At 69.9% G+C, this 10279-nt stretch carries 9 protein-coding genes; 6 read left to right on the forward strand and 3 right to left on the reverse strand.

The annotated features are described in order from the left end of the window. Positions 1 to 679 (reverse strand): efflux RND transporter periplasmic adaptor subunit (locus VF697_RS27355; protein WP_331099668.1); only part of this gene is annotated, 679 nt, incomplete at its 3' end. Positions 680 to 1201: 522 nt separating this feature from the next. On the opposite strand from VF697_RS27355, the gene VF697_RS27360 reads away from it, so the two are divergent. After that, positions 1202 to 2449, forward strand: a complete 1248-nt coding sequence (locus VF697_RS27360; RefSeq protein WP_331099669.1) for a Tox-REase-5 domain-containing protein — start codon at positions 1202 to 1204, stop codon at positions 2447 to 2449. A 9-nt stretch (positions 2450 to 2458) separates the two neighbouring features. After that, entirely contained in the window at positions 2459 to 3202 is a 744-nt protein-coding gene (locus VF697_RS27365; protein ID WP_331099670.1) for an Imm52 family immunity protein, read from the forward strand. A gap of 93 nt (positions 3203 to 3295) precedes the next feature. Here the strand turns inward: VF697_RS27365 and VF697_RS27370 are convergent, their stop codons facing one another. Next, positions 3296 to 4357: a hypothetical protein gene (locus VF697_RS27370; protein WP_331099671.1), complete on the reverse strand. Its 1062-nt coding sequence runs from the start codon at positions 4355 to 4357 to the stop codon at positions 3296 to 3298. Between the two features lie 177 nt (positions 4358 to 4534). On the opposite strand from VF697_RS27370, the gene VF697_RS27375 reads away from it, so the two are divergent. Genes VF697_RS27375 through VF697_RS27385 form a run of 3 tightly spaced genes read left to right on the forward strand, consistent with a single transcriptional unit; the run spans position 4535 to position 8310 of the window. Then, a complete protein-coding gene (locus VF697_RS27375; protein WP_331099672.1) occupies positions 4535 to 5209 on the forward strand; it encodes a response regulator transcription factor in 675 nt (224 codons plus the stop codon). Next, the gene (locus VF697_RS27380) at positions 5206 to 6741 is read left to right on the forward strand and encodes a HAMP domain-containing sensor histidine kinase (RefSeq protein WP_331099673.1); all 1536 of its coding nucleotides are present in this window, start codon (positions 5206 to 5208) and stop codon (positions 6739 to 6741) included. The genes VF697_RS27375 and VF697_RS27380 overlap by 4 nt, the downstream gene beginning before the upstream one ends. A 12-nt stretch (positions 6742 to 6753) precedes the next feature. Beyond that, entirely contained in the window at positions 6754 to 8310 is a 1557-nt protein-coding gene (locus VF697_RS27385) for a CehA/McbA family metallohydrolase (protein WP_331099674.1), read from the forward strand. Positions 8311 to 8334: 24 nt separating this feature from the next. On the opposite strand, the gene VF697_RS27390 is transcribed toward VF697_RS27385, so the two are convergent. Beyond that, positions 8335 to 8622, reverse strand: coding sequence for a DUF6289 family protein (locus VF697_RS27390; protein ID WP_331099675.1), 288 nt, complete (start codon positions 8620 to 8622; stop codon positions 8335 to 8337). A 143-nt stretch (positions 8623 to 8765) separates the two neighbouring features. Here VF697_RS27390 and VF697_RS27395 point away from each other — a divergent pair, with 143 nt between their 5' ends. Continuing rightward, positions 8766 to 10112 carry an AHH domain-containing protein gene (locus VF697_RS27395; RefSeq protein WP_331099676.1) on the forward strand — a complete coding sequence of 449 codons (1347 nt, stop codon included), beginning with the start codon at positions 8766 to 8768 and terminating at the stop codon, positions 10110 to 10112. Positions 10113 to 10279: the final 167 nt, after the last annotated feature.

Here is a 10279-nt window from a genome sequence, read left to right on the forward strand (position 1 = left end):
GCAGGCTGGTGGGATCAATGACGGTGTAGAGCGGCGTGCCCGGCTGGACGATGTCACCCGCGCTGGCGTGGCGCTCGCTCACGACTCCGTCGAAGGGAGCGCGGAGGCGGGTGCGGCCCACCTGCTCGCGCGAGAGCGCCATGCGGGCCCGGGCCTCGGAGAGCTGCGCCTCGGCCTGTCGGCGCGCGAGCTCCGCCCGCTCGTAGTCGCGCCGGGTGATGACGCCCGCGTCGACCAGCTTGCGGGTGCGCTCCTCCTCGGCACGGGCCACCTCCACGCCGTTGCGCGCCACCTGCACCGCCGTGCGCGCGGCGAGGTACTGGTCCCTCAGGGAGAGCGCCTCGATGCGCGCGAGGGACTGGCCCTTCTTCACCTGCTGGCCCTGCTCGACGCTCATCTCCAGCACGGCGCCTGGGACCTCGGCGCGCATGGTGGCGGCGCGCCGGGCCTGGAGCGTGCCGGAGAGGACGGGCCCGTTCCGCAGCTCGCGTGGCTCCACGCGCACCACGTCCTCGGGCCCGAGCACCACCGGTGCCTGCTCCTGGGGTTGGGGTGCCGGCCCGTCTTGCTTGCACCCCGCGAGCACCGCCAGGCCCAGCACCGCGAGGAGCTTGCCTACTCTCCCCCCGCGCGAGGCCACACGTCTCCCCGTCTTCTGGAACCTCGTGCTCACGCTCACGCCACCCCACCTCCTGATACGCTGAGGTGGGATGTGCATGATGCGGTGCGTTTGCATCCCGGAGCCCCCCGGGTGTCACACATCCACCGATGCTGGACGCCTGTCTGCCTGGTTGGGGCCGTCCTGGGATGGACGCTCGAATGTGACACGCTCGGCGCCTGTGCATCCAAGGGGGCGCCGCTCATGGCGAAGAAGAATCGCACGCTCGTGAACGGGAGAGACCCCGTGACGAGGGAGGGTAGCTGCTCGGTCTTATTGGCCGTGCTGGCTCTGTTGCTGCTGGGAGGGTGCGCCACGGGTCATCCGCGAGGAGGGCTGACGAGGTCCTTCGGCCTCCACTCGCGTTCCTCATTGTTTCGCGACAGCTCCGGCCCTCAGCCGCCGGCCGCCTCTCCCGTATCAGCCGAGGCAGAGGGCGGAGCGGGTGGCTTCCCCGAGCAGACAGCAGACCCTTTTCAACAGGTGCAGGAGGCGAGCGGTCTGGAGGAAGAGGCACGGCACCCCGCGGGTGGCGCGCTTTACATGGAGCAGGCTCGTCAGCTCCTGGCCCTGTTGGCGAAGACACGCGTGACCCAGAAGAGCTTCGCTCCACGGCGCGTCCTCTATGCGCTCCTGGGCGAGGTGCTCGAGGGCGGCGAGCGTGTGGAGTACGCGGAACTGCGGCGGCGGACGAGACGCTTCTGGCCCCTGGTGCTGGTGCGCCCGGACGGCTACCTGGTGGCAGCGCTCACAGGGGAGCCCCTCCAGCGCCTGGGGCAGGTGACGTTGGAGAAGGGCGAGTGGAGGGTGGGGCGCCTCGTCGTGGGCGACTTCTACTTCTCGCGCGGCGGCGTGCTCTACCCGGTGAACGACGTCTTGCGGCGTGTGGACACCCCGCCCTGGGCCGAGCTGGGCCTGGGACGAGACTGGCTCAACGCCGCGCTGGATGGGGCCCAGGACGCCATGGGGGAGATGGCGGTGGCGCTGGCCCAGTCCATCCTCCACCCCATTCGCAGCGTGGAGGAGCTCGCCCAGCTTCCCACCACGGTGGCGCTCCTCATCGCCTCCTCGCCCGAATACTTCGCGCGCTTCGGTGCCATGTCCCGCGAGGACCAGATACGCGAGGCGGCGCGCCTGTCCACGCACGTGGTGATGCTGCTCGGGGGCGGAGAGGCCACGGTGGGGCGCATGGGCGGGCTGGGGGCGGAGCTGCCGGTGCTGTCACTCACGGCCCAAGGCGAGCTCACACTGAGCAGGGTGGTGGTGTCCGGTGGCACCATGACGACCACGCTCGGCGTGGAACTCGGCGCCCTCTCCATCCTCCACATGGCCAGTAGCGGCCAGGGCAGCGCTGGCGGCGGGAGCGGCAAGACGAGCAAGGCGTCTTCGACGAAAGGGCCCGGCAAATGGGTCTACAAGACCCCCACCACCAGGTCAGAAGATGCCCTGGATTATCAGGAGCAGGTGACGGGCCAACCCGCCTGGCGGGTGTATGACATTGACGGGCTGGAGTTCGATGGCTTCAACGGCAAGGAACTTCAAGAAGCCAAGGGCCCCGGTTACGCCTCCTTTTTCGAGAAGGATGGCAGCCCAAAGGATTGGTACGTGAGGTCGGGCAAGTTCGATCAGCTGATGAAGCAGGCAGAGGACCAGTCGCAGCTGGCCAATCGTCTCAACCTGCCGCTGACATGGTACGTGGCCGATGCCCAGGTCGCGGAGTTCCTCCGCGAGTTCTTCAGGGTCAACAAGCGGATCCATATCAAGGTCCGCCACATGAGACCCGCACGATAGGGGAAACGGATGAATGAGGGTTATTACGTGAGCGCGTACTGGGGACCGCGCAAGGAAACCGCGCTGGAGTGTGCCCGACGCGCGGAACTCTTCTTCTCCATGCTGGCACGGTGTGACCCAGGATTTACCCAGTGGTACAGCGCAGGTCGTGGCGCGCCCCGTGAGCTGCCAGGCTGGCCTGTCCGCCCGGAAGTGACGGAACTGGAGGCATTGTTCCTTCGCAACAGGCATCGCACGGATATTGGCAAGAAGGTCATCGAGGACGCGGGCTTCAGCACGATTGTGTGGAATGCGGAGAAGCCCATGACCCGTCTCCATCTTTCTTGCGGTGGATATTCTCCGTGGGGGGGGCCCAACCTGTGCCTGCTAGCGCTGGCCAGGAAGGGCATCCTGCGAGAGCGCCTGCTGCACGCCCCGGTGCTGGCCGGGGTGCTCACCAGCATGGCCACGGCATGGGATCCCGACTTCGCCGTGGCGACCTCGGGCAAAATGAGGGATCTTGTTCGAAAGAAGGAGCAAGAGGTAGACGTGGGCTGGCTGACGTACCTATCGCGCCGCCTTGGGAAGTTGCCGCCGTTGCCCGCGCCCGTGCGCATCGAGCCGGTGGGTGCGCTGGGCTGGCTCCTCATCCTCTCCCCCGAGCCCATGACGGCCAGCAACCCCGAGCACGTGGCGTTCACCGCGCGCGTGCGCGAGCTGCTCGACCGGGCGGGACTCATCGAGCGCCCCGAGCCCGCACCAGCCGAGGAGTGACGCGAGCAGCACCCTCCTCGCGGAGGGCGCTCTCTTACCGCTCACTTCCTTCAACAGCCGGTCCGCGAAGCTCCTCGGGTGGCTACTCGTGGCTCAGCGCGAGCCGGTGGAGGGGCCGGGGCCGCCCGGACGGCCTCCGTCATGCCCCCCGCGCCCGTGGTGGCCACCCCCTCGCAGCTCGTATGCCGCGCCATCGAGCGTGGCCGTGCCGCACTCGGGGCCGAAGCCCAGCACGTGCTCGGTGCCATCCGCCTGGCTCTGCGTCACCGTGCCGGCGATCGGCCAGCGGCAGCCCCGCGTCCGGCGCAGCTCCTCCACGGTGATGACCGAGGTGGTGCCATCCGCGAGCGCCGCATCGAACTTACCGCTCAGGATGCGCACCGGTGCCTCGCCCGAGCCGTCGAAGGTGACGGAGAGCGAGCCGGAGAGGTGCAGACCGCGCACCACATTGCCCTCCGCGTCCTTGACCTGGCGCGTGGTGTCGAGCGTGCCAGTGCGGGTGAAGATCGTCTCGCTGACCAGGCGGTTCCCCTGTGAGGTGGTCGTGCCCTGGAAGGTCACCACGCGCCCGTCCGGCCCGGTGTGCGTGCTGGAGAATGTCGCGCTCTGCAGGCTGTCGAGGCGCGTCTCCGGACCGCAGGTGCCCTCCGGCACCACGGTGACGTCGTTGACGAGCTCCACCGTGCCGCTGGAGCTGGTGGGAGCGCCCTCGCCCGGCGCGTGCGGTCCACCGCCCCGCCTCGGGCCCTGCCCTTCCTGCCCCACGGGCCGGGCCGGCGGCGTCCACTGTCCATCCTGCCCCGGGCCCTCGGGAGGGCGATGGAACGGCGCGCGGGTGCACTCCGTCCACTCGAAGCGCATCCGCGAGGGGACCGTCTCGCCGCACACCTGAACCTCGGTGACCTCCGGCTCCGGATCGCACCGGAAGGCCTCGTGCTGCTCCCGCTTCAAGTCTCCGTCCAGCCCCGCGATCAGCCGCTCCAGCTCCACCGAGTGGGCGGAGTCACTCGCCGCGCCCAGGGCCTCACTCGCCTCGACGGCGGGCGTCTCCTCCTCGCTCGACGCGCCGCCACAGCCGGTGCCCAGCGCCGCCGCGAGCAGCACCGTGCCCAACAACTTGCCTTGCCCCCTCTTCGACTCCAGCCAAGACCTCATGTCATCGCTCCTCGACACCCTGGGTGTCAGAATGGCGGAGCCCGGCCAGCCCCGCCGAGTCTCAAGCTAGAAGCCATGTCTTAAGATTCTCTTACGACGCTTCCGATACGACAGCGCACATGTAGGGGTGGAGCCACCCGGAGGGGGTGGCCCACGACTTCTGGAGAGGACAGGGCCATGGGTGAGCGCATCCTGCTCATCGAGGATGATCGGCAGCTGGGAGCACAAATCGTCGACCACCTGGGACGGGCGGGCTTCGAGCCCACCTGGTGGACCGAGGGGCGCGCGCTGCGCCCGGACGAGGCGGCCGCCTGGCGGCTCATCATCCTCGACCTGATGCTCCCCGGTACCTATGGGATGGACATCCTCAAGCAGCTGCGGGACGGCTCGGACGTGCCGGTGCTCATCCTCAGCGCGCGCAATGACACCGCGGACAAGGTGCGGGCGCTGAAGCTGGGGGCCGACGACTACATGACCAAGCCCTTCTGGCCCGAGGAGCTGGTGGAACGCGTGCGCGCACGGCTGCGCCGGCCGGTGATGCAGCGGCAGGACAGCGGCGTCGACATCGGCGCGCTGCACGTGGACCTCCAGGCCCGCGAGGTGCGCGTCCACGGAGCGCCGGTGGAGCTCACCCGCGTGGAGTTCGATCTGCTGGCCGCGCTCGCCCGTCGGCCCGGGGCGGCGGTGACGCGCCAGTGGCTGGTGGAGAACGTGTTGGATCCGGACCGCGAGGGCACCGAGCGGACGCTGGACGTCCACGTGTCGCGGCTGCGGCGCAAGCTGGGCCCGGGCAAGCACATCGAGACGGTGTGGGGCATCGGCTACCGGCTCGGCGAGGGCGAGGACCCATGAAGCTGCGGATGCGGCTGGCGCTCACGACGGTAGCGGTGGCGCTCCCCGTCGCGCTGGCCCTGGCGTGGGTCCACTCGGCCGTCGAGCGGAGCGCGCGCGAAGCGGCCCTCGCCGAGTACGCCCTCACGCACATGCTCTCGGGAGGGCGCGAGCAGTGCGAGGCCTCCCCCGAGACCTGGAGCAACGAGCCCCCCGATCGGCCCCCGCACCGCGACCGCCCGCCTCCGCCATTCATGGGTTGGGGAGAGCCGCCCCCGCGTCCAGGCCGGCCGGGCGACGGCCCCCCGGGCAGAGGCCCTCCGCCGCGGGGAGGCGTCCGGCTGTTCGCCTACGACGCCCGCTTCTCGGCCCACAACCCCACCGCGCCCCCTCTGGCGGAAGGGCTCGTGGAGGACATGCGGCAGGGGAAGGAATCGGCCAGCCCGTCCTCCGGGTTCCCCGGCTTTGGGCCCCGCGAATCGCGCCAGGTGCTGGTGCGCATGCCCTGGTCCTCGGGTCCATGCGCCTTCGTGCTCGCCCGGCGGATGGAGCCTCCCGACCGGGGGCCCCGGCAGCCCCTGCTCCCGCCTCCCAACATCTGGCTGTTGCCCACGTTGATCGCCCTGGCGGGCGTGCTGCTCACGGTGGGGCCGGTGGTGCGTCGCCTCCGGCAGCTCACCCGCGAGGTGCGGGCCTCCGCTGGCAGCGCCTACCAGGGACCCATCACCCTTCGAGGCAACGATGAGATCTCCGAGCTGGCACGCGCCTTCGACGAGGCGGGGCACGAGGTGCGCTCGCAGATGGAGCTCAAGGAGAAGCGGGAGCAGGCGCTGCGCACCTTCCTGGCGAACACCACGCACGACGTGATGATCCCCCTGACGGTGCTCCAGGGCCACCTGGCCGAGTTGCAGCGGCGCGCGGCCCGGGGCGAGCCGGTGGAGGCTCCGGTGGTCGCGGCGGCCAGCCAGGAGGCGCACTACATGGCGGCGCTCCTCCACAACCTGGGGGCCGCGGCCCGGCTGGAGGCGGGTGAGCCGGGCGTGCAGCGTGGGCCGGTGGACCTCAACGCCCTGGTGGAGCGGTGCATGGGCCGCCACCGTCCCATCGCGCGCCAGTCGGGCGTGGCGCTCGAGTGCGCCGTCCCCGAGTCGCCCCTGGTGGTGGACGGGGACGTCACGCTCATCGAGCAGGCGGTGAGCAACGTCATCTACAACGCCGTGCGCTACAACTCGCGCGAGGGCCATGTCGCCGTGGTGCTCGAGCGCCAGCCTGGAGACACGTTCCGCCTGCGGGTGCTGGATGATGGACCGGGCATCCCCGAGAGTGAATTGCCGGGCATCCTCGAGCGGGGGGTCCGGGGCAACACGGCGCGCACGCGCGGGCTCGGCGGGCAGGGGCTGGGGCTGAACATCGCCTGGAGGGTGGCGGTGCTGCACGGGTGGCGCTTGGAGCTGGGCCGCTCGGAGTACGGCGGGCTCCAGGTGGACTTCCTGGGCAAGTCGCCGCCCCGCACCGAGCAAGGCGGAGCGCCCCCGGCCTCGGGCATCGGGTAGGCTCCGGGCCCCGTGCGTACCCTCGTCCTATCCTCCTGCACGTTGCTCGTCTGTCTTCTCGCCTGGACGCCCTCGCTCGCCGCCGACCCGCTGGTGATGGAAGGAGAGGTGCCCGCCGAGGGCAGCTTCTTCGACGTCCCCTTCCAGGTGCCCCCGGGCACCGTGGAGTTGGAGGTCCGCCACGACGACCTCGCCAGCGAGAACATCCTCGACTGGGGGCTGGAGGACCCCGCTGGCTTCCGCGGCTACGGCGGCGGCAACGAGGAGCCCGCCGTGGTGGGCGAGAAGGCCGCCTCGCGCTCCTACCTCGCGGGTCCGCTGCCGCCGGGCAGGTGGAAGGTGACGGTGGGCAAGGCGAAGATTGGCAAGACGCCCGCGCGCTACCGCATCGAGGTGCGCTTCCGGACGACGGCCACGCTCGCGCCCCAACCCGAGCGCCAGCCCTACCACCCCGCCGCGCTGTCCTCCGAGGCCCGCTGGTACGCGGGCGACTTCCACGTCCACTCGCGCGAGAGCGGCGATGCCCGGCCCGGGTTGGAGGAGATTGCCCGGTACGCGCGGGGCCGTGGGCTCGACTTCGTGGTGCTCACCGAGCACAACACCACTTCCACGCTCGACTTCCTCGTGGACGCCCAGTCGCGCCACCCCGAGCTGCTGCTGGTGCCGGGCATCGAGTACACCACCTATGCGGGCCATGCGAACGCCATTGGCGCCACCGGCTATGTGCCTCCGCGCGTGGGCGAGGGCCTCTCCCTGAAGGAGGCGGTGGACGCCTTCCACGGCCAGGGCGCCCTCTTCTCCATCAACCACCCCGTCTACGACGTGGGCGACCTGTGCATCGGCTGCGCGTGGCAGCACACCGTACCGCCAGGAGGCGTGGACGCGGTGGAGGTGGGCAACCCCGAATGGGAGAAGCTGGGGAGGTTCTTCTCCGAGGGCGCCATCGGCTACTGGGACTGGTTGCTCTCGCAGGGGCACCACGCCGCGGCGCTCGGCGGCAGCGATGACCACCGCGCCGGGGTGGACCTGGACTTCAAGCAGAGCCCCATCGGCAACCCCACCACCCTGGTGTACGCGCGCGGGCTGAGTGTACGGGCGCTGCTGGAGGGCATTCGCGAGGGCCGCACCGTGGTGAAGCTCCAGGGGCCGACGGACCCCATGGTGGAGCTGACGAGCGGCGTGGCGCCCACGGGGGACACCGTGCTCGCCGAGGGCACGCGGCTGAGCGCTCGCGTCACCGGCGCGCGGGGCCAGCAGGTGCGCTTCGTCCACAACGGCGTGCGCCTGCCGCTCGTGGACGTGACGTCGGACGACTTCGTGGTGGAGCGGGACGTCACCGCGCCCGAGCACGGCGAGGATCGCTTCCGCGTGGAGGTGTGGAGGGAGGGCCGGCCGCGCACCGTCACCAGTCACCTGTGGGTGGCGCGGACCGCGGAGATGCGCGGCGTGCCCGGCCCCGTGCCCCCGCTCACCGAGCCCACGCGCTGTGGGTGTGGCTCGGCGCCGGGCTGGGGCCTGGGAGTGCTCGCGCTGGCCGCGCTGGCACTCAGGCGCGGGCGGCGTCCGTAGCGCCGCCCGGAAGCCCGCGAAGGCTCAGTAACAGGCGACGCGGGTGAAGGTGTAATACGAGGTCTTCGTCCCCCAGTTGCGCGTCGTGCCGTCGCAGTCGCAGCGCCAGTCGCCCACCTGGGTCGTCTTGCTGGAGTTGCTGTAGTACGTGTACGTCCACATCTGGGTGCCGTCGCACGGGTAGATGATGGAGTCCTCGCGGCTGCTCAGCTCGGACTCGGACACGGTCTCCTCGACCTCGGTCCCACCACAGCCCGTGGCCACCATTCCCACCGCCAACAGCAGACCAGCGACGAAGTGCTTTCCGTTCACGCGCTTCTCCTTTGGGGGGCGGGGCCTCTCGACCTCGCTCGGTGCTGCCCCGAGGATAGCAGAGTTTCCCCGGAATCCCAGAACGCATCTCCGCTCCCATGCGCTGGACAACCGCCCAGCGCCCCGTGCGACCCTCGCGCGCCATGTTTCGCCCCCCCGCCCTGTGCCTGCTGCTGCTGGTGCCGCTCCTGGCCCGAGCAGCACCACCCGAAGTCGAATCGCGGCTCGCGCTGCTGGAGACCGTGGTGGTGAGCGCGCATCCCAGCGCCACAGACGGTCGCGGGCTCAAACTCACCTTCAAGCTGCTCCGTCCAGACCCAACCCTGGCGCGATTCACCCTGGAGGAGGCGCGGGAAGTGGTGGCGGCGCTGGAGGAGCGCAAGGCGACGCGCTCGAGGCCCGGAGCGAGACTCCTCGTAACAGGCTCATGGGCTCTGCCGCCGACGACAGCCCTGCCCTCCGACCTGGAGAAGCGAGTGCGCGAGCAGTACGAGGCGCTCTATGGACCTTCCTCGGTACCGCTACCCGTTACCTTGGAGGGCGCCCGGTGGTTCCAGGCGCTCAAACTCTCGCCGCGCTACATGCACGAGGGTGTGCGGGAGGCCGCCGTGGAGATGTTCAGCTCTCCCACCGTGGTGCTCTCCGTGGCCATGTCCATGATGCTCTACATGAGCGCGTGGGCGGCGCCCGAGCCCCTCTTCTCCAAGGCGTTGGCCGCTGCGGTGACCATCGGGTTGCTGATGACCTACACCGCGACGGAACTCTACAACGTCGGGCTGGCATGCCTGAATCTCTACCGGGAGGCGGAGGCGGCGAGGACCGTCGAGCAATTGGAGATGGCGGCCGAGCGCTTCGGCAAGACGATAGGGGGAGTAGGACTGCGGGTGCTGGTGACAGTGGCAGGCGCCAAGCTGACCAAGGGGTTGCCAGAGGTGCCCAAGGGAGGAATATGGGCGCGCCTCTCGCCTCCGCGATTCAGCTTCGCGGGAGGAGGCTCGCAGGGTGGTTTTGTCATCGGAGCAGGAGCACGCGCGCAGGTGACCGTGGCGGATGGCACGGTGGTGCTGATGGGCGTGTCCGCGAATACAACGGTCTCCGCGACCTCCGCGGCAGTTGCCTCGGCACGGATGACAGGAGCGTGCCGGGATGCCTCGGACAAGGCTGATGCCAAAGGCCACCACATCGCTACCGACAAGAACGACAAGTCGGATGCCAGCGGCGGGCCCTGGACACCTCGGTTCGAGGAGCTCTTCGAGCGGGCGGGGGTGAGCCTCAACGACCCAGCGAACATGGTCTATCTCATCGACCATCAGGGGCCACATCCCGAGGCGTATCATCGGGAGATCTACCGCAGGCTGGAGGATGCGCTTGGGACTTGCCAGACCCAGGCCGACTGCCGGCCCAAGCTCGTCGAAGAGCTCGACAGGCTCGCGGCGGACATCTGCAAGCCCGGCTCACGGCTCAACAGACTGGCCACGAGAAAGCCATGACGGGGTATTACGACCTCTGGGATGACATGCGCATTCCGGGGCGCTGGCATCTGAGGAGTCCGGTGGATGAGCAAGGTCAAGAGCTGGACCCCTGGCAGTTCAAGGCTGGCCGCGTTCTCGAGCTGGAGGGCATGCCGGTCTTCCGTCTGGCCCGCCCTGGGACGGCG

It is taken from the genome of Archangium sp. (genome assembly GCF_036388035.1).
In the GTDB taxonomy this organism is placed as follows: domain Bacteria; phylum Myxococcota; class Myxococcia; order Myxococcales; family Myxococcaceae; genus Archangium.

What these genes read in the sequence shown, in the direction of transcription:
- VF697_RS27360 (WP_331099669.1), top strand. Translation starts at nt 1,202, where the DNA reads ATGGAGCAGGCTCGTCAGCTCCTGGCCCTGTTGGCGAAGACACGCGTG.
- VF697_RS27365 (WP_331099670.1), top strand. Translation starts at nt 2,459, where the DNA reads ATGAATGAGGGTTATTACGTGAGCGCGTACTGGGGACCGCGCAAGGAA.
- VF697_RS27370 (WP_331099671.1), bottom strand. Translation starts at nt 4,357, where the DNA reads ATGAGGTCTTGGCTGGAGTCGAAGAGGGGGCAAGGCAAGTTGTTGGGC.
- VF697_RS27375 (WP_331099672.1), top strand. Translation starts at nt 4,535, where the DNA reads ATGGGTGAGCGCATCCTGCTCATCGAGGATGATCGGCAGCTGGGAGCA.
- VF697_RS27380 (WP_331099673.1), top strand. Translation starts at nt 5,206, where the DNA reads ATGAAGCTGCGGATGCGGCTGGCGCTCACGACGGTAGCGGTGGCGCTC.
- VF697_RS27395 (WP_331099676.1), top strand. Translation starts at nt 8,766, where the DNA reads ATGTTTCGCCCCCCCGCCCTGTGCCTGCTGCTGCTGGTGCCGCTCCTG.